The sequence below is a fragment of the Epilithonimonas zeae genome, assembly GCF_023278365.1.
Classification (GTDB): Bacteria; Bacteroidota; Bacteroidia; order Flavobacteriales; family Weeksellaceae; genus Epilithonimonas; species Epilithonimonas zeae_A.
The window spans coordinates 651,760-674,491 of sequence record NZ_CP075338.1; the positions used below are offsets into that span (position 1 = coordinate 651,760).

15 protein-coding genes, 1 pseudogene and 1 CRISPR repeat array are annotated in these 22,732 nt (G+C 34.8%); of the genes and pseudogenes, 14 read left to right on the top strand and 2 right to left on the bottom strand.

Going from position 1 to position 22,732, the window contains the following annotated elements; all coding sequences use genetic code 11:
- Positions 1-60: 60 nt before the first annotated feature.
- The gene (locus tag KI430_RS02675) at positions 61-1,503 is read right to left on the bottom strand and encodes a PLP-dependent aminotransferase family protein (RefSeq protein ID WP_248876741.1); all 1,443 of its coding nucleotides are present in this window, start codon (positions 1,501-1,503) and stop codon (positions 61-63) included.
- Positions 1,504-1,592: 89 nt separating this feature from the next.
- Between KI430_RS02675 and KI430_RS02680 the strand changes: the two genes are divergently transcribed.
- The 14 genes and pseudogenes from KI430_RS02680 to cas2 all read left to right on the top strand — a co-directional run bounded on the left by KI430_RS02680 (position 1,593) and on the right by cas2 (position 20,569).
- Entirely contained in the window at positions 1,593-2,039 is a 447-nt protein-coding gene (locus KI430_RS02680; protein WP_248876742.1) for a GNAT family N-acetyltransferase, read from the top strand.
- 43 nt (positions 2,040-2,082) lie between these two features.
- Entirely contained in the window at positions 2,083-2,781 is a 699-nt protein-coding gene (locus tag KI430_RS02685; protein WP_248876743.1) for an AAA family ATPase, read from the top strand.
- A gap of 20 nt (positions 2,782-2,801) precedes the next feature.
- Positions 2,802-3,545, top strand: coding sequence for a YggS family pyridoxal phosphate-dependent enzyme (locus KI430_RS02690; RefSeq protein WP_248876744.1), 744 nt, complete (start codon positions 2,802-2,804; stop codon positions 3,543-3,545).
- An 87-nt stretch (positions 3,546-3,632) separates the two neighbouring features.
- Entirely contained in the window at positions 3,633-4,220 is a 588-nt protein-coding gene (locus KI430_RS02695) for a Crp/Fnr family transcriptional regulator (protein ID WP_248876745.1), read from the top strand.
- A gap of 53 nt (positions 4,221-4,273) precedes the next feature.
- A pseudogene (locus KI430_RS02700) lies at positions 4,274-4,958 on the top strand (MBL fold metallo-hydrolase).
- Between the two features lie 238 nt (positions 4,959-5,196).
- Positions 5,197-6,516 (top strand): helix-turn-helix domain-containing protein, encoded by a 1,320-nt coding sequence (locus tag KI430_RS02705; RefSeq protein WP_248876746.1) that lies wholly within the window; start codon positions 5,197-5,199, stop codon positions 6,514-6,516.
- Positions 6,513-7,583, top strand: coding sequence for a tetratricopeptide repeat protein (locus tag KI430_RS02710; RefSeq protein ID WP_248876747.1), 1,071 nt, complete (start codon positions 6,513-6,515; stop codon positions 7,581-7,583). Before KI430_RS02705 ends, KI430_RS02710 begins: the two co-directional genes overlap by 4 nt.
- Positions 7,584-7,821: 238 nt before the next feature.
- On the top strand, positions 7,822-9,279 hold the full coding sequence (locus tag KI430_RS02715) for a T9SS type A sorting domain-containing protein (protein ID WP_248876748.1): 1,458 nt from the start codon (positions 7,822-7,824) through the stop codon (positions 9,277-9,279).
- Positions 9,280-9,297: 18 nt separating this feature from the next.
- Positions 9,298-10,698 (top strand): ELWxxDGT repeat protein, encoded by a 1,401-nt coding sequence (locus tag KI430_RS02720; protein ID WP_248876749.1) that lies wholly within the window; start codon positions 9,298-9,300, stop codon positions 10,696-10,698.
- The gene (locus KI430_RS02725) at positions 10,698-12,011 is read left to right on the top strand and encodes a leucine-rich repeat domain-containing protein (protein WP_248876750.1); all 1,314 of its coding nucleotides are present in this window, start codon (positions 10,698-10,700) and stop codon (positions 12,009-12,011) included. Before KI430_RS02720 ends, KI430_RS02725 begins: the two co-directional genes overlap by 1 nt.
- Before the next feature lie 10 nt (positions 12,012-12,021).
- Positions 12,022-14,616, top strand: a complete 2,595-nt coding sequence (locus KI430_RS02730) for a T9SS-dependent M36 family metallopeptidase (RefSeq protein ID WP_248876751.1) — start codon at positions 12,022-12,024, stop codon at positions 14,614-14,616.
- 522 nt (positions 14,617-15,138) lie between these two features.
- Positions 15,139-19,329, top strand: a complete 4,191-nt coding sequence (cas9, locus tag KI430_RS02735) for a type II CRISPR RNA-guided endonuclease Cas9 (RefSeq protein ID WP_248876752.1) — start codon at positions 15,139-15,141, stop codon at positions 19,327-19,329.
- A gap of 11 nt (positions 19,330-19,340) precedes the next feature.
- Complete coding sequence (gene cas1 / locus KI430_RS02740; protein ID WP_248876753.1) at positions 19,341-20,234, top strand: type II CRISPR-associated endonuclease Cas1; 894 nt, start codon at positions 19,341-19,343, stop codon at positions 20,232-20,234.
- Entirely contained in the window at positions 20,231-20,569 is a 339-nt protein-coding gene (gene cas2, locus KI430_RS02745; protein ID WP_007842732.1) for a CRISPR-associated endonuclease Cas2, read from the top strand. The genes cas1 and cas2 overlap by 4 nt, the downstream gene beginning before the upstream one ends.
- Positions 20,570-20,627: 58 nt before the next feature.
- Positions 20,628-21,983: direct repeats of the CRISPR family, unit length 47 nt; unit sequence GTTGTGTTGTATCTCAAAGATACGGAAAAATGAAAGCAATTCACAAC.
- Positions 21,984-22,068: 85 nt separating this feature from the next.
- Here cas2 and KI430_RS02750 read toward each other — a convergent pair.
- Positions 22,069-22,656, bottom strand: a complete 588-nt coding sequence (locus KI430_RS02750; protein WP_248876754.1) for a Crp/Fnr family transcriptional regulator — start codon at positions 22,654-22,656, stop codon at positions 22,069-22,071.
- Between the last annotated feature and the right edge of the window lie 76 nt (positions 22,657-22,732).

A 22,732-nucleotide genomic window follows, 5' to 3' on the forward strand; every position in this document is an offset into this window, starting at 1 on the left:
AAAATAAGACTCCAAATCTGCAGTTTAGTTGCATTTATGATATGTGAAGACAAATGCATCTTATTGTTTTTTCAAGAGATTATGTAATAAATCAATTGTTATCTCTATTTCCTGTTCGTTCATTGATGCAAAACCCAAACGAAATGAATTTGATTCTTCATCTGTTCTGATGATTTTCAGTAGAGGAGTGTTTTGAAGTTGTTTCACAGAATAATCTTTTCTCAGGGTAATCCATACAGCCATTCCGCCATTTGGCACTGTAAATGAAATATATTCAGAAAGTTGACTTTGTAGAAGATCATTTAAAAAGTCTCTTCGGTTATGGTAGATTTTTTTAGTTTTATTGAGATGTCTTTTAAGTTCTCCAGTTTTTATTAATTCAGCTAAAGCATTTTGCATATAGCCGTCACCACCCACATCGATCATTTTTCGTAGCGCTGTACATTGTACTATAAAATTTTTAGGAGCTGCCATAAAACCAATACGCAGCGAAGGATCCAGTAACTTTGAAAAAGAACCGATGTAGATCACATTTCCCTGATGATTGGCACTTGCCAAAGGAAGATAAGGCGAGGATGCATAATGATAGTCGTAATCATAATCATCTTCTATAATGACAAATGAATATCTGTTGGAAAGCTCTAGGAGTTTCATTCGCCGCTCCACGCTAAGTGTTACTGTTGTTGGATAATGATGATGCGGAATAACATATACCGCAGTGATTTTTTTCTTTTTGCAAAGCTGTTCTATTTGATCTGTATTAATGCCATATTCATCCACAGAGACTTCAATAAGCTGAGTACCTGTTTGAATAAAGGTTTCGTTGGCAACGGTATAATTTGGTTTCCCTACAATAATCGTTGACTGTGTATTTAATAATAATTGTGCAGCAAGATAAATACTCATTTGTGCCCCGTGCGTAATCAGAATGTTATCAGTATTGATTGTTAATCCTCTGGTGATCGAAAGGAATTTAACCATTTCTTCACGCAGTCTGACCGTTCCTTGCGCAGTCCCTTTATTTGCACTTTTGATGGCTGGCTGTCTGGAGGTAAAAGAGCGGTATGTTTTCAGCAATTCATCAATCGGCGAGAGTCGTACGTCAGGATGTCCATCATCTATAATAATTTCGACAGTATCTCTTTCAACACACCAGGACTTGTCAATTATTCTGAAATTTATTTTCAGATCATTATCATAAGAATACGCTAATTCGGTTTCATCCCATTTTTTAGGATGCAGTAATGGAAGTTTTTCTGCAACCATTACATACTTTCTTGGGAAAACTGTGATCCATCCCTGCGCTTCTAGCTCATCGTAGGAAGCAATGACCGTTTTACGGTGAACATTTAAAATGGAAGCCATTTCTCGGCTCCCCGGGAGCTTAGTTCCAGGTTTTAGAACACCGTTTCGTACAGTATTTATAATTGAATTTGCAATCTGTTTATAAACAGCAATACTACTTTTTTTGTCGATTAGGATAATATTTTCGAAAGGAAGCATTCTGGACTATTTGTTATATTAAAACTGGATGACAAATATAGTCCAAGGTGTTAATATTTTTGTTCCATCATAAAAAAATAATTTTTACTATGGATTACAAAATTAAAAAAGCCAGTTTAGAGAATCTGCAGGAAACAGCGGAATTATTCAATCTTTATCGTATTTTTTACCGTCAGGAATCTGATTTGGAAAAAGGAAAACAATTTCTGAAAGAACGTTTCTTAAACAGTGAGTCGGATATTTTTTTGGTTATGGTAGATGATAAAGCGGTGGGTTTTGTGCAGTTGTATAAACTGTTTCATTATACCAAATTACAGAAACAATGGTTGTTGAGCGATCTTTTTGTTCATCCCGATTACAGAGGAAAAGGATTGTCGGTTGCACTTATAAACCGAAGTAAACAATGGTGCGAAGAAACCGGGGCTTGTGGTTTGATGTTGGAAACCGAAAAGACAAATGATATTGGCAATTCACTTTATCCTCGTTGCGGATTTGAATATGATACTTTACACAATTACTACCATTGGTGGATATAAAAAACTAAAAAGTAATTGATATAATTAACCGTAACTGTTAAGGATGAATATATTTGACCTGATAATAGACGATAAAGAAAAAATAAGGCTTGATGATATTTCTCTAAATGATGATAATCGACGTGTCTGTATACAAATAATAAAAGAAAACGCTTACAGCGAGGAACTTTCACGCTATGGGTTGCCGGTTAGCAATAAAATTCTGCTGCACGGCGCATCTGGATGTGGTAAGACAATGACAGCAAAAGCGATAGCTTGCGAACTTAATAAGAGGATACTTATTTTAAATCTCAGTAATGTGGTTTGCTCACGAATTGGTGAAACTTCTCAAAATATAAGACAAATTTTTGAGAAAGCAGCAAGGGAGAAAGCAGTTCTATTTTTGGATGAATTTGACCAGATAGGGAAATCAAGAGGAAGTGATGATAAAGATGTGGGGGAAATGCGAAGGCTCGTTAATACGATTATTCAACTGATAGATTATTTTCCGCAAAATGCATTATTGATTTGTGCGACTAATCATACTGATATTATTGACCCGGCATTGCTGAGGAGATTTCAAATAAAGTTAAAGTATGATTTGCCAGAAAAAGAAATCTTAAACAACTATTATGATGAAATACTGTCAGTATTTCCCGAATACGTAAGACATATTAAACGTAAATATACTGTTTCATTTGCTGAGGCCAAAGATCACGCTTACACAAAGGTAAAATCAATGCTCATAAACAAATGGGATTGAAATGAAAAAGAAGAGGAAATATGCGTGGCGAAATAATTAATAATTTGAATAGCATTTTAATTAGAATAGAAAATGCCTGTATTGCAGCCAATCGAGATCCTGATACAGTTAAGCTTTTGCTGGCTACGAAAACCGTTTCTGCTGACCGAATCATGATTGCTTTACAAAACGGACAGACATTGATAGCTGAAAACAAAGTCCAGGAAATCAAAGAAAAGTTCGATGCATTAAAAGATAGTAAGCATACTAATCATTTTATCGGTCATCTGCAAACCAATAAGATTAAAGATATCTTGAAATATGACATCACCTGCATACAATCCATAGATCGGATAAGTTTGGCCGAAAAACTACACCAAAGGCTGCAGCTGGAAAATAAAAGTATGGAGATCTTTATTCAGGTCAATACTTCAGGTGAGGAGAGTAAGTTTGGTACACATCCGGATGAGACCATAAACCTGATTTGTGAAATAGCTCAATTAAACACCCTTAAAATAAAAGGTTTGATGACCATCGGTCTGTTCAGTGCAGAAACCGAAAAAGTCCGTCGTTGTTTCCGTTTATTGAAAGATATCCAACAGCAGATCAACTCCTTGAATATTCCCAATGTAGAAATGATAGAGCTGTCTATGGGTATGAGTAATGATCTTGAGACAGCTATCCAGGAAGGGGCGACAATTGTTAGGGTTGGTACTGCGGTGTTTGGACAAAGAATGTATCCGGACAGTTATTATTGGAACGAAAATAAAGAAGATGAGAAATAAGGGTATTAGCTTCTGTAGAATGTTATATTTATTAGATTTGTATAAAAATATTCTTCATCAGGCAAGAATTAGGATTAAAACTATACAATGATAACTGCATTTAAAAATTATATATTGTCAAAAGGGGTGTTAACAGATGAAGAATTCAATTTTTCAGCTCAGTTCTTCAAACCGTTGCATCTAAAAAAAGGAGAACATTTCATTCAGGAAGATAAAATTTGCTTTTATATTGGATTTATTGTTGTTGGTGCTGTGAAAGCATATGCTATCGACAAAGATGGAAAGGAAAATATAACCTGCTTTAAGTTTGAAAATGATTTTATTACCTCATTTTCGGAGTTTGTGGCTCAGGAAAAATCCAGTAGGAATATCAGGACTATAGAAGATAGTGTGATTTATAGGATAAGCTACCCAGACTATCAATATCTCCTTAGTCGGGTAACCGCCTGGAACGGAATTATAAAATCAGTAATGGAGCAGGAGTATAATCTGAAAGAGCGTTATCTGCTGAATTACAACAATAAATCGGCTGTCGATAAATACCGGTATGTCATATCCAAAGAACAAATGCTTATTAAGCGTGCATCCACTCAGGATCTGGCGTCTTACCTGGGCATTACACAGCGATCGCTTACACGTGCAAAGAGACAACTGCTCAGGTTTAACCTATTATAGGACAAATGTCCTTATTCAATCCTGATCAGGAATGTAGTTTTGCAAAAAAAAAGATGTTGCGTCGAATTGCTCCCAAAGTTTATCAGATCTCATTGATGCCGCGAAATAGTATTAACTGTTATATTATAGAGAATATATTGGTAGACTCTGGGATACGGAGTTCGTATAATACTATAAAAAAAGCGCTTCAGAAAATACCTGTAACATGTACTAACCCACGCACATGCAGATCACCAGGGCTGTAGTGATGAGATATGTGATGAGTTTTCAATCCCGTTGATTTGTCACCCTGACGAAGTTCTCAGAACCCAAACTGGTATGGTAACTTCTGATTATCCAACGCCGCAGCATTGGATGGCACAACTACAGCAAAAGTATTGGGCAGGTCAGGGGCATAAAGTAGATCGGACTGTAGTTGAAAATGATCGTATAGGAAACTTTCGGGTAATAGAAACACCCGGACATTCGGCAGGTCATATTTCTTTATTCCGTGAGAAAGATGGAGTATTGATAATAGGAGATGCAGCGACTAATATGAACCTGCTAACTACAGCAGTTGGTCTGCGGCTTCCACCAAAGATATTCACTTCAGATCAGCAGCGCAATATCCAATCTCTCGAGAAGTTAGCTCAATTGAACCCTAAAATTATCTGCTTCGGCCACGGACCTGTCATGCGAAACACAAATCGTAAGTTTGAACAATTTGTTGATAAATGCAGTGTTGCTCTCTTTAAATAAGATAAAAAATCTAAGAAAAACTTTACTCTTGTACATTTTCTAATTGTCTTGTAGGAGAAATACTTTAATAAATTAATTACTTATTTTTGTGGATCGTATGATGAACAAAATTAAGAAGATAAACGTTTTTTTCAGTACAGGACGCATTTTGGCATTTCTGTGTCTATTTTTTTATAATTTTTTTTATACGCAGACCAAAAATGATGTTGTATTGCTGAGAGATGAGATTCTTAACAAAATGCAGTATGAAAATAAGAATGTAGAAGAACTTTTTAAGTATTATTCTAAAATAGCTCCATATGATTCAAAAATTTTAAATGTCAAATTTTTGCTTCTTAAAGGAGATTATGAGACGGCTCTGAATGGCTTGTTTGGATTGAAACCTTTGGCAATAGCAAATAAAAATTCAGAGAAGTTTTTTCAGTATCAATGTCTTTACGGACAGGTTTGTCAAAAATTGGGGCTTAAAGCTGAAGTTGAAAGTATTAAGAGTTATCTTTTGACTTCCAAATATTTAAAACAAAGTATTTTTGTAGATTTAGCAGTTGACAAAAATAGTTTTGACATTTTTCCATTCAACATCAGATTGGCACTTTTGAGATCCGCCATAAAAGATTATAATGAAAACAATAATACAACGGGGCTCTTTCAGGCAAATTTTTGGCTTGCAGAAATTTTGCAAAATAATCGTTCTCAATCTGGAATTGCTTTAGAGACGGCGTTGTCATTAGGAAATAAAGTTGATTCCGAACTGTATTCCAAAATATTTACGGATAATTATATTTCAAAAAATTATGCGAAGCAGGGTAATTTTAGAAAAGCATTTGATTTATTGGAACCGTACCAAAACACATTTGCAGAACTCTCTGATGTCAATTTCAAGGCAGATTACTTAAAGAACTTAGCCATATCCTCAGCCAATGTGCAAGCTTTTGGAAATTTGAATCGTATTAATTTATCTTACTTTCAAATAGTTGAAAACCAAAATGCTGAAATGGCTTCAGCGAGAGCTATTCTTATTAATAATATCAAGAAAGAAAATGAAGAAAAGCTGATATCAAATAATGATTTATTCAGAAATATCTGTATTTCAATTTTTGTTTTTTTAATCTGCTTAATATCAATCTATTATTTTTACAGAATCAAGAAAAAGAGGGCAAAAAAGTCTGCTACTGAGGAGGAGGATGCGAAAAATTTCGTCATACCGGATAAGACTGAGAAGAGAATATTAAGCAAACTGGAAGAGTTCGAGAAAAGTCAGAAATATATTCAGAAAAAAGTTTCTCTGAAGATGCTGGCTCAACAATTTGATACCAATCCAACATACCTTTCTGAGATCATCAACAAACACAAAAACTCGAATTACAATGCTTACATCAATAATCTTAGAATCGATTATATAGTCTCTAAAATCAATGAAAATCCGGAATATAGAAAATATAAAGTGAGTTACCTTGCAGATGAATGTGGGTTTTCTTCACACAGCCTTTTCACAACGGTATTTAAAAACAGAATGAATCTTTCACCCACGGAATATCTTCAAAAATTGAACGAATGACAAGATTACTTCACATATTGCTTCTGTTTGTCTGTCTAAAAACTTTTGCACAAAACACTGAAAATAAACAGTTGAAACGTGCAACAGATCTCCTATTCAGTGATCCTGAAAAATCGGCGAAAATCTCGGAGAAAGCGTTTGCGGAAGCTAAAAATTACAATGAGAAAATCAAGGCACTATCCAAATTGGTTAATGCTCAAATGGTGTTGGGAGATATTAGCCAGGTCATTAATAATTCAAGTCTAGGCATTAAATTATCTAAGGAGAAAAACGATACCATCAATCAGATTCGTTTTCTTTCTATGTTAGGTAATCAGTACCAGCAACTAAATATGAATACTGATGCTAAAAAGAATCTTGATGAGGCGGAAAACCTTATAAACATAGTTCATCTTCCACAGAATCTTCTATTTATCTCAGGCAATGTTTATAATGTTAAAGGTATTGTATTCAAAAATGAACTTAATTGTGAGTTTGCTGTCAAATATTTTAATAAAGCCCTTGAAGTCTATAATAAACTGCCGTACGAAGAGGTTGTGGTAACGAATAAGCTTCTCATAGATATTCAAAAAGCAGTTTGCCTGGAGGCACTTGGAAACTCAAAAGAAGCTGAAAGTATCTATAAATCAATTCTGGAAAGGGATGTTCGGGGTATAGGTTATAATAAATATTATGCGTCTTTAGGTCTGGCTGATATTTATTTGAAAAGAAAAGAAATTGATAATGCAGATAAAATGTTACAGAGTGTCAATATCAATGAATTTAAACAATACGATGCCGAACTCACAAGTCTTTTTTATAAATTAAAAGCACAGAGCAGTTACTTGAAAAATGACTCCAAATCGTATCTTTATTATTTTGAAAAGTATAATGAAAATTACAGAGAGATTTCGCAATCGCAGAATCAAATTATTTCTCGTTTAGAAAATATTTATGATACCAATTTATCAGAAAATAGCAGTTCTATATGGATGCGAAATCTGAGTCTTTTATCAATATTTCTTATAATATTTGTATCTGTAGTTGTGTTTTTTCATCATAAATTGAAGAAAGATGGGATTATATAGAAAATCATAAATTTTAAAAGTAACAATAATTAGCACAGTACTTTACGTATAGATTTATACTTTCATATTTATTCAAATTTGATAATTGTGACAGTCTATTTCTATGATCGTAGCTTTCACAATGATAATTTAGAGGTCTGAAGTCCAAGGGTAATTCATCTACACAAAGCACCGCCTTGCAGATAATTTTTCTTGGATATTTTCAAATGAATCGACAGGCTTACTAACAATTATCAATATGAAAAAAATCAACTTTTTGGCAATCATTTTAGGCGGACTTCTATCAGCACAGACCACTTTTACATTAGTGAAAGACATTAATCCTGGAACAGCCAATTCCGCACCCTCTAATTTTGCAATTCTTAACGGGAAACTTTACTTTAGCGCCAATTACAGTCCTACGGGTTCCGCAATTGGTACTGAACTTTGGGAGTCGGATGGAACAAGTGAGGGAACAAAACTGGTTGTGGATGCCAATCCGGGTGCGTTTTCATCTGGACCAACCAATCTTTTTGCATTTAATAACAAACTTTATTTTACTGCAACTCTGAATGTCAATGGAACTAATGTTTCCGGAGCACTCGCTTCCTATGACAATGTTGATGGTCTTAAAACAGTATCTACAACGGCAAAATTTGCCGCCAATTTCACAAAAATAGGCAACGGACTTTATTTCAAAGCTACTAATAGTAATGTAACGCCCAATACCCAAAGGCTTTTTTATCTTGATGAAACTTCTCAGGCGGTTATAGCAGATGATGATACCAATGTAATGATCATTGGAAGTTTTGGAGATAGATTGCTCGCCAATGCGCAGTTTAAGACCGCAACCAACCCTAACCTGTATCAGCTTTTTGAATTTAATGGGACGTCTTTTAGTAATTTAAAAACGATTAATCCATCAGCTACAGCATACCCTCAGAACTTTTTCTACAGTGCATCTATGGGAAAAACTTTTTTTGGAGCCAATGGAGGGAACGGAGTAGAACTATGGATGACAGATGGAACCAATGAAGGAACAGTATTGATTAAAGATATTAATACATTTAGTCCTACAGCAGGGTCTAGTCCTAATAATTTTACTGAATATAACGGTAAAGTGTATTTTTCTGCATCGGACGGAGCTACATCCGGCACAGAACTTTGGGTGACGGATGGCACCGAACAAGGTACTCATATTTTTAAAGATTTAATTCCTGGATCAGGGAGTTCTTTTCCTGAAAAAATGGTCGTCTTTAAAACTAAGCTTTATTTTCTAGCGAGTGGTACAACAGGGGATAAACAGATTTGGGAAACGGATGGAACTGAAAGTGGGACCAAAATGGTTGCAACTTTAGCAGCAGCATCCGGTATGCTTGTATACAATGATGATTTATATGTTTCTGCAAGGATATCATCTACTGATCAAGCAGGTATAGAGCTTTATAAGGTTAATCTTGCAACGGAAACACTTGGGATCTCTTCTGATTCTACTAAAAAACTTAATATTTATCCTAATCCTTCAAAAGGTGAAATTAATATTGGTAATCTGAAGTCCGGAAGTTTTAAACTCTATGAAATATCTGGAAAGCTTCTAAAAAATGGTGTATTCAATAATAATAAAATTACAGTGCAGGCTTTACCAGGAACCTATATTTTAAAAATAACATCTGATGATAAGAAGTTAACTACTTCTGAAAAAGTGATTATACAATAATTCTAAAGATTTAATTATATGAAGAAAATATTTTTACCATTGCTATTCTTAGCTAATTTGATAGATGCTCAAAGCATTACATTGCTAAAAGATATCAATCCGGGCGCAAATCCTTCCACGCCCGCTGAATTTTTTAAGTTGGATGGAAAACTCTATTTCAATGCCAACAACCCCACTTACGGCACAGAACTCTGGTCTACAGATGGAACTTCGGGAGGAACGAATCTGGTGCTCGATCTCAATCCAGGGACAGCAAGCTCATTGCCAACCTCTTTACTTAATTATAACAATAAATTGCATTTCAAGACCTTAATTGGAGCTACTGGACTATATTCGTATGATAGTAGTACAGGCTCAGCAACTCTGATACCTGGGATGCCGACTGCTTCAAATTTTCTAGTGGCAGAAGGGAAAATATTCTTTAGACAAAATACTAAATTCTCCTATTTTTTCCAAGGTACAGTCACTGAAATTGACACGCCAGTGATTGTTAACGGGCAAATGGGCGCGGTCAATGGAAAGATCATAACCGGAGCTTCTGCAACATCGGCAACAAATAATTTGCAGCTATACGTTTATGATGGAAATACGGTGTCTCTTTTGAAGGTCATCAACCCAAATGCTACTGCAAACCCTCAGAACTTCTATTACAGCAGTAATCTCAATACATTATTCTTCACAGCAGGTTCCAATACTGCTGGATTTGAGCTTTGGAAAACAGACGGAACAGCAGACGGAACGGTACAGGTTAAGAATATCAATCCTGGAACATCCAACTCGTTTCCAGGCAACTTTAAACAGATCGGCAATAAAGTATTCTTTGCCGCCAACAACGGCACCAATGGAAATGAGCTATGGGTAACAGACGGCACAGAAGAAGGTACTGTATTGGTAAAAGATATTAATCCTGGGTCATCTGCTTCCAATCCAAATAATCTTGTGGAAGTTAATGGTAAATTATACTTTTTAGCCAGTGACGGTTCCGGAGAAGCGAGACTGTGGGAAAGTGACGGTACAGCAGACGGTACAAAAATGACGTTGGAACTTAAGCCTGGTTATACCAATTTCGTGCTTGGCAAAATGGAGGAGTACAATGGTGCTCTTTATCTGTCGGCAAAGCTTAGCGTTAGTCAAGGGCAGGAGTTGTATAAAATCGAGGTTCCTACAGAAAATCTAAATGTCGGGAATCAAAACAAAAAAGAAATTAGCATTTATCCAAATCCTACAAACGGAAAATTGTTCTTCAATGGTCTTGAAAAAGGAACTTATGATCTCTATGATGTAAATGGAAGGCTTGTAAAAAAAGAAGGAAATATTATAAACAGTACGTTGCAGCTCAATGTACCGAAAGGTAACTATGTTCTGGTTACAAAAACAATCGACGGTTCTCTTAAAACAAATAAAATAATTGTAAAATAATGAAAAAATTAATATTGATATTAACTGTTTTTATGAGTGCTTACACTTCAAAAACAGGAGCTCAAACCATTAATTTTCCAGACGAGAATTTTCTGGAATATCTTCTGCTATATACCAGCATAGATGCCAATCAGGACGGTGAAATACAGGTAAGTGAAGCTGAAGCTTACACGGGAGACCTAACCATTACCCAAAAGATAAGTAATGTTACGGGAATAGAATATTTTAAGAATATCACATCACTTACATTTAATAAGTCGCCTGTTAGCACATTAAATATTTCCAATAACAAACTTCTGACAAAACTTTTTATTGAGGGATCAAATCTCTCAAATCTTGATCTTAGTTCCAACAGCAGGCTTGTCAATATGGATATCAAAAATAATAGTTTATTGGCTCAACTAACCTTAGGTCAGCATCCTCAGCTTCAGTATGCCAGCCTTATGTTCAACAACATTTCATCTATCAATGTAACACAATGCCCGATGCTAACTTTTCTTTTTATGGCATCCAATAACTTATCAAGCATTGACGTAACCAATAACCCGAGGCTTGCAGAACTTAATCTTGGTTCCAATCATCTGACTTCACTGGATCTGACTAAAAATACCAGATTGACCTATCTCCATGTAGGCCTTAATAAACTTCAGCAGCTTAACGTATCTAATAATAAACTGTTAGATACTTTTATGATACAGGGAAATCCTATGACATCAATTGATATTAGTAAGCTTGAGTTCTTGAGATCATTTGTGATGGACAGCACGGGTATTACTGCGATAGATCTTACGCCACATAATATGCTTCAGTTTTTCTATGCGAGCTACTCACAACTTACCGAAGTTGACGCTTCTAAGAATAACGCTTTGATATACGTGAATGCAGTTGAAAATCAAAAGATGAAATTCATCAACGTCAAAAATGGTAATAATACAAATGCTATCGGTTTTTTTGCCATAAACAGCCCTAGCCTGAAGTGCATACAGGTCGATGATGTTGCTTATAGTTCTTCACAACAACTTTGGCAAAAGGATGCCACTACTGTTTATGCCACTGATTGTAGCAGCATAATGGCAACTAACGAGTCAAGAAATCTGACAAAAATTTCTGTCTATCCAAATCCGACTTCTGATTATCTTTTTCTGCAAAAAGAAGCAAAAGATATTAGCATTTTCAATGCTGCAGGGCAGATGGTTGCGAGTTTCAGAAAGACAAAAATGGTAGATGTGAGCTATCTTCCTGTTGGTAATTATGTTATTAATGTGACAGATTCCGATGGTGTAGTTTCATCACAAAAGATCATAAAAAAATAAGTATTCAAAAATGAAATTATATATTCAAAATACAATAAAGTTAACGGTTGCAGCTATAGCATTGATGACTAGTAATTATGCCCTTGCCCAAAGTAATGACAGAGATATTATCGAGCAATATCTTGCGGCTGGCAAAACAACATTTGGAAAAACTTTTGACATTGTTCACACCGCCCAGAGAAAAAATTCTGAAGGTACCATAATCAACATCCAGCAGACTTACAACGGTGTGCCTGTTTATGGCGCCATATCTTCCGTATTGGTTCGTGATAATTCGGTAAAGTACATGTCGGACAATTTTATGGAAATTCCGGGGAATGTCTCTTTGTCGAAACCTTCTTTTGATATCAGAAAATATTTTTCTACTATCCTGTCTTCAGAAAAGTTAGCTGGTAATCTTACTGACTATACTTTTGAAGGACGTAAAAATAACACCGTCGTTTCCAAATTGGTTTATTTCCCTACAGATAAAGGAAGTATGCAGCTAGCGTATGCTATTAACTTTTTTGAGAAAGGAACCAATAATTACTGGGACATCATAATTGATGCAAACACAGGTAAAGTCATCGGAAAAACAAATCTGACGGTGTCTTGCCAGTTTCACGATCATTCATTTTCGTTAGAACATCAATTGGACACTTCTGGAAAATCAGATAATGTATCAATTTCAAAAGTTGCGAATAATAATTCTTCTGTTGTAGATAACGCTTCATACAGAGTATATGCACTTCCCATAGAATCGCCAAATTTTGGACAGCGTACTTTAGAGAGCAATCCTTGGCTTTTGGATGCTTCTCCTCTTGGTTGGCAAAATGATGGTGACGAATCCTACGATATTACACGAGGCAACAATGCTTATGCCTATTTGGATCTCAATGGATCCAATGATTTTGGAGCAAGTGCCAACGGAGGTTCTCAGAAATTATTTGATTTTCCTTTGGATTTGATTAAAACTCCGGATACCTACACCAATGCGGCGATAACCAACTTATTTTATGTCACCAATAAGATGCACGATATTTTTTACCGTTATGGATTTGATGAAGCTGGCCGCAACTTTCAGTCAAACAATTTTGACAAAGGTGAACCATTCACAGACTTTGATCCTGTTTTATCAGAAGCCAGAGATGGAGCGTCTCTTAATAATGCGAATTTTGCAACACCGCAAGATGGTTTTTCACCGAGAATGCAGATGTATTTATGGCGTTACGGTTATCTTATGAATTATAATGCGCCAAGCGATCTTGTCGGCAGAAAACCCGCATCTGGCTATAATGTTGATTTTGGGCCAGCTTTTCCTACCACTTCACCACTAACGGCTGATGTTGCAATAGCTGACCCTGCTGATGCATGTACAAACCTTAGCAATACAGATCTAACAGGAAAGTTTGCATTGATTCAAAGGGGAACATGCAACTTTGATGTTAAGTTCAAAAAAGCACAGGACAAAGGAGCAAAGGGCGTTATTATCTATAATCCTACGGCGTCTCAAAGTGTTATCAATATGAGCGGTACCGATTCTACAGTTAATATCCCAGGAGTCTTGGTTGATAATCAAGAAGGTGAATTGATCAAATCTAAATTAAATGCCGGAACAACAGTCAATGTCAGTTTCAAATACAACACTTTTGATATTGACGGAAGTTTAGATAATGGTGTTATTGCTCACGAGTATACCCACGGAATTTCCACCAGAAGCACTGGTAATGGTTACAGCTGTCTGAATACCAGTTACGCTAATGAGCAGATGGGAGAAGGGTGGTCCGATTTTTTTGCTTTGATGATTACCAGTAAAGCGGATGCGACAGCAGCCCATCCAAGATCCACAGGGTCCTTTGTAGCCAACCAAGGCGCTGATGGCTCGGGAATCAGACCAGCCAAATATTCCCCCGATTTCTCCATCAATGATTATACGTATGCTGATACCAATGGTAAATATCTAGATGCAGGAGATGGAAGTCTGTATGTTGATGTCCACGGTGTTGGTTTTATCTGGGCAACGATGCTTTGGGACCTTCATTGGAAATTCGCTGAGAAATATGGCTTTTCAAATGATATAGTCAATAATCCTGATTCCGGAAGTGGAAAAGTGATGAAATTGGTGATGGAAGCTCTCAAAATACAAGGCTGTTATCCTAATTTTGTGACTGGACGAGATGCTATTTTGGCTGCTGATGCCAATCTAAATAATGGCGAAAACAAATGTATGATCTGGAATACCTTCGCAAGAAGAGGTTTAGGAGTCAATGCTAAAACTGGATTGACGAGGGGGACATTGCCAGGTGCGATTTCAGATCAGGTTGAAGATTATACTGTTCCGGCAGAATGTTCTCTGGGAACTGCAGAAGTAGTTACTACCAAGAAAGTTACATTATATCCTAACCCTGCAAACAAAGAGGTTTTCATCAAAACAAACGGTGTAAAGATCTTAGGTAAAATCAAAGTTTCCATATTTGATCTATCAGGTAAAAAAATTGATGAACAAATCATTGATTCCAATGCCGATCAACCTGTAAACACGACAGGTTTGCCAAGCGGTGTCTATCTGATAAGCGGTGATGGTATTGGTCTAAATTTCAGCAGTAAGTTGATTATCAATAAATAGATTTTATCTTGACAAAAGCCAAATGGCGCCAACTGAAGACAGTTGGCGCCATTTGGCTTTTGGTGAACTTGACCGGACTTTATTCAAACCATTTATTAGTAGATATAGATGATATGTTCAGGTTCTAAACAATTAATAATATTAGTAGAAATGTGGGAAATTAGCTAGAATTTGACTTAGATTTTTTCGTTCATCAGCTTGTATCAAAAAATGAATTCAAACTTAAATGATAGACTCTTAGATAGTAAATAAATTATTGATATAAAAGAAGGCGAGTTGCCCCGCCTTAAATGTTTTGTTCGTTATTATTTATTGTTTTTAAATGAATTCACGAAACATTTAGAAATAAAAATACCCCGCAGGTAGGCGAGGCGCTAAATGTTTTCACAACGGAATAATCCTTATTGTGAATTGCTTTCGGATACAAATCTAAAAATTATTTTTTTAACTGTTTTATGGTTTTCCGTAAAATAATTATTTTTTTTCTCTTTATTTTTATGCTTTATCAAAACTAAAATAGCTATGACAAAAAATATACTTGGATTGGACTTGGGAGTTTCATCAATAGGGTGGGCTGTTGTTCAGGAAGATTCTAAAAATCCTGAAAACAATAAAATCATCAAATTAGGAGTTCGTGTGAATCCATTGACTGTTGATGAGCAACTGAATTTCGAAAAAGGAAAACCTATTACTACGAATGCCGGAAGAACTTTAGCAAGAAGTGCAAGAAGAAATCTTCAAAGATTTAAGCTAAGAAGAGTCAATCTTATTGATGTTTTAAAGAAAAACAATATTCTTAAAGAAACCGACTTATTGACGGAAGTTGGCAAAAACTCAACATTTCAGACTCAGGAAATAAGAGCAATATCAGCGAGACAAAAAATAGAACTTTCTGAATTTGCCCGGGTTTTACTTTTAATTAATAAGAAAAGAGGGTATAAAAGCAGCCGTAAAGCCAAAAACGAAGAGGAGGGACAAATTATAGACGGAATGGCTGTTGCTAAAAAATTGTATGAAGAAAACCAAACGCCCGGAGAATATTCTTATCAACTTTTACAACAAGGTAAAAAGCAACTGCCGGATTTTTACCGTTCAGATTTACAGGCAGAATTTGATAAAATCTGGAATTTTCAGAAACAGTTTAATCCTGAAATTTTTACTAATGAACTTTACGAAAGACTTCAGGGTAAAAATAGAAATGCAACCTGGAAAGAATTAGAAATTCCGTTTTCTCTTGTTGGTATCAAACAAATTGGGACAATGCAAGAGAAAAAGATAGAAAGATATCTTTGGAGAAGTGAAGCTGTGAAAAAACAATTGGATTTTGAAAGTCTGGCTGTTGTTTTTCAGGAGATTAACAGTAACCTCAATAATTCCAGCGGTTATCTTGGCGCAATCAGTGACAGAAGTAAAGAATTATATTTCAATAATCAGACGGTTGGAGAATATTTATATAATCAATTAAAAATTAATCCTCATACAAAACTTAAAAATCAGGTTTTCTATCGACAAGATTACTTGGATGAATTTGAAAAAATATGGGAAACTCAGGCAAAATATCATAAAGAATTAACCAAAGAATTAAAAGAGGAAATTCGTGATATTGTTATTTTTTATCAGAGAAAACTTAAATCTCAGAAAGGGTTAATCAGTATTTGTGAATTTGAAAACAGAGAAATTGAAATCACAGAAAACGGAAAAATTAAAAAGAAAACGGTTGGTTTAAAAGTAGCTCCAAAATCTTCTCCTTTATTTCAGGAATTTAAAATTTGGCAGGTTCTGAACAATTTACAGTTTCAGAATTTAGAAACAAAAGAAATTTTTCCGATTGATTTGGATTTTAAACAGTCGATTTTTGATGAGGTTAACATTAAAGGAAAGCTTTCTGCAAAAGATGTTTTAGATATTGTCGGTTATTCAGGAAAAGAATGGAAAACTAACTTTAAAGATATTGAAGGAAATTATACCAATGAGAATTTCTATACCGCTTTTTTGAAAATAATTGCCAGTGAAGGAATAGAGTTTCCAAAAGAATTTAAACTGACGATTGATGATGAAATCAAAGTTTCCAAAATAAATGCTTCTGCAGAAATTATAAAACTATTTGTCAGAGAAAAGTTTTCAGAATTAGGAATTGATACTTCTGTTTTGGATTTTAATCCAGAATTGGAAGGAAGTGATTTTGAAAAACAAGCTTCTTATCAATTGTGGCATTTGTTATATTCTTACGAGGGTGATGATTCTCCTTCGGGAAATGAAAAATTGTATGAATTGCTAGAAAAGAAGTTTGGTTTCAAAAAAGAACATTCCAAAATATTGGCGGAAATTGGTTTTCCTCGGGATTATGGCAGTCTGAGTTCTAAGGCAATGCGAAAGATTTATCCTTACATCAAAGAACATAAATACAGCGACGCTTGTAATTATGCAGGTTATAATCATTCTAAAAATTCATTGACCAAAGAACAATTGGAAAATCGGGTTTTAAAAGAGCAATTAGATATTCTTCCAAAAAACTCATTGCGAAATCCTGTGGTTGAAAAGATTTTGAATCAAATGATCAATCTTGTCAATGAAGTTTCAAAAGAATACGGAAGACCCGATGAAATAAGAATTGAGTTGGCGAGAGAGCTCAAGCTTAATGCAGAAGAGCGTGCTAAAATGACTTCTGAAATTAACAAAGCTACCATACAGCATCAGAAATATGCAGAGGTTTTGCAAAGGGAATTTGGTATAAAGAGTCCTTCTAGAAATGATATTATCCGATATAAATTGTATTTGGAACTATCCAATAATGGTTATAAAGATTTATACACCGATGTAAAAATTGAAAGAGAAAATTTATTCACAGACAAATATGATATTGATCACATCATTCCACAATCGCGATTCTTTGATGATAGTTTCTCCAATAAAGTTTTAGTTCCAAGAAGTGCTAATCTAAAAAAAGGAAATTCTACAGCTTTCGATTATCTTGAAAATGAAGGAAAAGAAAAATTAGAGAAGTTCCTCAATGTTATAAAAGATCTTTATGATAAAGGAATTATTACCAAAGCAAAGTATGAAAAACTGCAGAAAAAGGGCTTTGAAATAGGAGACGGTTTCATCGAAAGAGATTTACGAAACACACAATACATCGCCAAAAAAGCCAAAGAAATACTTTTTGGAATAACCAATTCTGTTGTTTCCACTTCGGGAAGAATTACAGATAAGCTTCGAGAAGATTGGAATCTTGTCAATACAATGAAAGAGCTTAATTTGGACAAATACAGAAAATTAGGTCTTACAGAAACGGTTATTAATTCAAAAGGAGAGGAGAAGCAAAGAATTGTAGACTGGACTAAAAGAAATGACCATCGTCATCACGCAATGGATGCTTTAACAGTGGCTTTTACGACCCATAATCATATTCAGTATCTGAATTATTTAAATGCAAGAAAAGACGAAAAGCATAAAGAACATCAGAATATTTTTGCTATTGAAAGTTTAATTACCAAAGTATTTGAAAAGAAAAATGGTAACAAGGAAAGGAGATTTAAAGAACCTATTATAAATTTTAGAATTGATGCTAAAAAACACTTAGATGAGGTGCTGATTTCTCATAAAGCTAAAAATAAAGTTGTCACTAAGAATATCAATAAAATAAAGAAAAAAGGAAGTGTCGTTGCAAAAACCGAACTGACACCAAGAGGGCAGCTTCATAAAGAAACCATATATGGAAGCTCGAAATTTCTTAAAACGAAAGATGAAAAAGTATCAGGAAAGTTTGATTTAGAAACCATCAATAAAGTTCAGAATGAAAAATTTCGAAATGCATTATTAGCGAGATTACAGGAATTTGATGGAGATTCTAAAAAAGCATTTACCGGGAAAAATGTAATTTCCAAAAATCCAATCTTTCTTAATGAAGAAAAGACGGAGCAATTGCCTGAAACTGTCACTTTAGCTTGGTATGAAACAGGTTACACCATTAGAAAAGTTGTGAATCCTGATAATTTTAAAGATTACAAAAACATTGAAAAAGTTATTGATAAAGGAGTTCGTGAAATTTTAATGAATAGATTGAAAGAATTTAATGGAAATTCTAAAGAAGCTTTTTCTGATTTGGATAAGAATCCGATTTGGCTCAATAAATCTAAAGGAATTGCTGTAAAAACCGTGACAATTAACGGAATTAATAATGCCGAAGCTTTACACTATAAAAAAGATCATTTTGGGAAAGAGCTATTAGATGAAAATGGAAATAAGATAGCGGTTGATTTCGTAAGTACGGGCAATAATCACCACGTTGGTATTTATGAAGACGAACGTGGAAATCTGCAGGAAAAAGTAGTAAGTTTCTATGAAGCAGTTGAAAGAGTGAATCAGGGACTTACGATAATTGATAAAGATTATAATGCTGATTTGGGCTGGAAGTTTCTTTTTACAATGAAACAAAATGAAATGTTTTTATTTCCATTAGAAGATTTTAACCCAAAAGAAATTGATTTGTTTGATGAAAAGAATCTGAGCTTGATTTCTAAGAATTTGTTTAGGGTGCAGAAGATTGGTACAAAAGACTATTGGTTTAGACATCATTTAGAAACAAAAATTGAAGAACATCCTAATCTTATTAATGTTACTTATAAGAGATTAAGAAATCCTAGTTCGTTAATTTATACTGTTAAGATACGTTTAAATCATTTGGGGAAAATTGTTCAGTTCGGTGAATATTAAAATTTTTAAATATGATTACCCGCTCCATCTACATCGGCAATCCCGCTTACCTCAAATTAAAAGACGAGCAGATGAAAATCCTATGTCCGGAAACCAAGACGGAAAAGGGGAGTGTTCCTGTGGAAGATTTGGGACTTTTAATGTTGGATCATTTTCAGATTACGATTTCTCATAATCTAATCCAAAAAATGATGGGGAATAATGTGGTGGTGGTAAGTTGTGATTCTCATCATCTTCCACACGGAATTATGTTGCCGCTGTATGGGCATACTGAACATTCAGATCGGGTAAAAGATCAGTTGGAAGCCAGCGAACCACTGAAAAAGCAGCTTTGGAAACAGACTGTCGAATGTAAGATTGAAAATCAGAAAAATGTTTTAATAAGATTGGGAAATTATTACGAGCCTATGATTGAATATCAGAAAAATGTAAAGTCCGGCGATATCACCAATATGGAAGGTATTGCAGCGCAGCATTACTGGAAATATTTAATCAGCCTTGATTTTCTTCGACAACGTTTTGGGGATTCACCCAATCAGTTTTTCAATTTCGGTTACGCTGTCCTGAGAAGTATTGTTGCGAGGGCTATTGTAGAAACCGGCTTACTTCCTGTTTTGGGAATTTTCCATAAGAATAAATACAATCCGTATTGTCTTGCAGATGATTTAATGGAACCTTACCGACCGTTTGTTGACCTTTTGGTGATGCAATGGCTAAAAATAAATCCTGAAACAGAAGAATTGACGAAAGAATTTAAAGCACATATTCTGCAGATTGCGACCAAAGATGTGATGATTGACAATAAAACAAGACCTTTGTTGGTGGCTGTGAAAACGACGGCTTCATCGCTTTATAAATGTTATACCGGCGAAAAAAGACTGATTTCTTATCCTGAACTGATATGAATGCCGAAAGGTTTAATGCATACCGAATTATGTGGGTTTTAGTATTATACGACTTGCCGACTGAGACCAAAGCTAATATGAAAGATGCTAATCGATTTCGTAAGGCTTTGATTGATGATGGTTTTACATTATTTCAGTTTTCGATGTATGTACGCCATTGTCCGAGCCGGGAAAATGCGGAAGTTCATATCAAAAGAGTAAAATTTATGCTCCCAAAAGCAGGGAAAGTTGCCATTATGTGCATTACAGATAAACAGTTTGGTGATATTGAAATCTTCTTCGCCAGAAATAAAGAAGAACCGCCACCAACCTTCCAGCAACTCGAATTATTCTGATTTTTCGAATCCTAAACAATTAATAAACCCACTGTAATTCAGTGGGTTAAATTTTGAGGTTGTGTTGTATCTCAAAGATACGGAAAAATGAAAGCAATTCACAACTCAGCTGATTACGCAATGAAAGCGGTTAATGTTGTGTTGTATCTCAAAGATACGGAAAAATGAAAGCAATTCACAACAGGCGACGGGATTTACGCTATTATTCGAATGTTGTGTTGTATCTCAAAGATACGGAAAAATGAAAGCAATTCACAACGCGTTTATTAAATGGTACTGAAATTCAAAAGTTGTGTTGTATCTCAAAGATACGGAAAAATGAAAGCAATTCACAACTATACCATTTAACACGTGAGGCGTAAGTTTGTTGTGTTGTATCTCAAAGATACGGAAAAATGAAAGCAATTCACAACTATAATTAACTTTCAACCCCCAACCAGAATGTTGTGTTGTATCTCAAAGATACGGAAAAATGAAAGCAATTCACAACATTTCATTAACAAGCTTATCCTGGATTGGTGTTGTGTTGTATCTCAAAGATACGGAAAAATGAAAGCAATTCACAACCCATTGATTGATAAAAAGCCAAGTCATCTTGTTGTGTTGTATCTCAAAGATACGGAAAAATGAAAGCAATTCACAACTAGTTGGTGTCAATATAAGCATTCACGCCAGTTGTGTTGTATCTCAAAGATACGGAAAAATGAAAGCAATTCACAACTATTTGAATATAGTTATCTCCATCGAAATAGTTGTGTTGTATCTCAAAGATACGGAAAAATGAAAGCAATTCACAACGCTAAAGGAAATTCATTCAAAAATCTCTCTGTTGTGTTGTATCTCAAAGATACGGAAAAATGAAAGCAATTCACAACAGAAATTGCGCTTCTACAAGTGATATTATCGTTGTGTTGTATCTCAAAGATACGGAAAAATGAAAGCAATTCACAACATGTGATAAGTCATAAGATTGAATATTTTTGTTGTGTTGTATCTCAAAGATACGGAAAAATGAAAGCAATTCACAACAAAACTGTAAAGGTAATGTTTCTCTATTTTGTTGTGTTGTATCTCAAAGATACGGAAAAATGAAAGCAATTCACAACCTGTGTATGTAGGCTATTACGGGACTGATGGTTGTGTTGTATCTCAAAGATACGGAAAAATGAAAGCAATTCACAACTTTAACCGCGTTACCGTGCTTCTTCATACTGTTGTGTTGTATCTCAAAGATACGGAAAAATGAAAGCAATTCACAACTAATGTTAAAGAGCTAGAATTTAGTAATAAGTTGTGTTGTATCTCAAAGATACGGAAAAATGAAAGCAATTCACAACCGGTAATTCGTTAAGTTTTTGAGAAACTTTGTTGTGTTGTATCTCAAAGATACGGAAAAATGAAAGCAATTCACAACATATGAAAAGTATAGGTGTAAAAAGATTATGGTTGATACAAATAACAGCTTAATTTTTTCAGAAATAATCTTGATAGATTTCAGATTAATAAAAAATTTTACCCTTTCTAATCATAAGAAGACCTTCACTTTCCAATTGTTTGATTGTTCTTATAACGGTTTCCACTCTTAAGCCTGTAAGTGATGCAATTTGCTGTCTTGTAAGCAATACTTCATCCGGATCGGTTGATTCATTTGATATTTTTAAATACCGAAGTAAATTTATAGTTTTCTCAGCAGGACTTTCTAAAGCAAATCCCTTCATCATATAGGTATAATGCAAGCTTTCGGCAATACTTTCATAGAGAACTCGTAGAATAGCTGGATTATCCTTCAGCATTATATCAAAATCCGATTTTTGCAAGATTAAAATCCGACAATCCTCTATTGCAATAGCACTTACCGAATATTGATGTTTTAAGAATAGGAACAATTCTCCCAAGCAATCTCCCTGATTAGATATATTGTGAATAAACTCATGGCCCGGCTTTTTCTGACTAACAATTTTTACACTTCCGGTTAGAAGCTGAAAATAGGAGAGTGCTTCTGTATTTTCCTGAAACACAAACTGATTCTTGGTATAATCTACAATTTTAGCACCAGAACTCATCAAAAGGTCTTCGTTTATCAGCATATGTCATATCTTCTAATCATTCAGGGCAAGCAGCTGCTTTCTAGTTGGTAAGGCTAAGAACAAAATATGAATGGAG

What these genes read in the sequence shown, in the direction of transcription:
- KI430_RS02675 (WP_248876741.1), bottom strand. Translation starts at nt 1,503, where the DNA reads ATGCTTCCTTTCGAAAATATTATCCTAATCGACAAAAAAAGTAGTATT.
- KI430_RS02680 (WP_248876742.1), top strand. Translation starts at nt 1,593, where the DNA reads ATGGATTACAAAATTAAAAAAGCCAGTTTAGAGAATCTGCAGGAAACA.
- KI430_RS02685 (WP_248876743.1), top strand. Translation starts at nt 2,083, where the DNA reads ATGAATATATTTGACCTGATAATAGACGATAAAGAAAAAATAAGGCTT.
- KI430_RS02690 (WP_248876744.1), top strand. Translation starts at nt 2,802, where the DNA reads ATGCGTGGCGAAATAATTAATAATTTGAATAGCATTTTAATTAGAATA.
- KI430_RS02695 (WP_248876745.1), top strand. Translation starts at nt 3,633, where the DNA reads ATGATAACTGCATTTAAAAATTATATATTGTCAAAAGGGGTGTTAACA.
- KI430_RS02705 (WP_248876746.1), top strand. Translation starts at nt 5,197, where the DNA reads ATGCAGTATGAAAATAAGAATGTAGAAGAACTTTTTAAGTATTATTCT.
- KI430_RS02710 (WP_248876747.1), top strand. Translation starts at nt 6,513, where the DNA reads ATGACAAGATTACTTCACATATTGCTTCTGTTTGTCTGTCTAAAAACT.
- KI430_RS02715 (WP_248876748.1), top strand. Translation starts at nt 7,822, where the DNA reads ATGAAAAAAATCAACTTTTTGGCAATCATTTTAGGCGGACTTCTATCA.
- KI430_RS02720 (WP_248876749.1), top strand. Translation starts at nt 9,298, where the DNA reads ATGAAGAAAATATTTTTACCATTGCTATTCTTAGCTAATTTGATAGAT.
- KI430_RS02725 (WP_248876750.1), top strand. Translation starts at nt 10,698, where the DNA reads ATGAAAAAATTAATATTGATATTAACTGTTTTTATGAGTGCTTACACT.
- KI430_RS02730 (WP_248876751.1), top strand. Translation starts at nt 12,022, where the DNA reads ATGAAATTATATATTCAAAATACAATAAAGTTAACGGTTGCAGCTATA.
- cas9 (WP_248876752.1), top strand. Translation starts at nt 15,139, where the DNA reads ATGACAAAAAATATACTTGGATTGGACTTGGGAGTTTCATCAATAGGG.
- cas1 (WP_248876753.1), top strand. Translation starts at nt 19,341, where the DNA reads ATGATTACCCGCTCCATCTACATCGGCAATCCCGCTTACCTCAAATTA.
- cas2 (WP_007842732.1), top strand. Translation starts at nt 20,231, where the DNA reads ATGAATGCCGAAAGGTTTAATGCATACCGAATTATGTGGGTTTTAGTA.
- KI430_RS02750 (WP_248876754.1), bottom strand. Translation starts at nt 22,656, where the DNA reads ATGCTGATAAACGAAGACCTTTTGATGAGTTCTGGTGCTAAAATTGTA.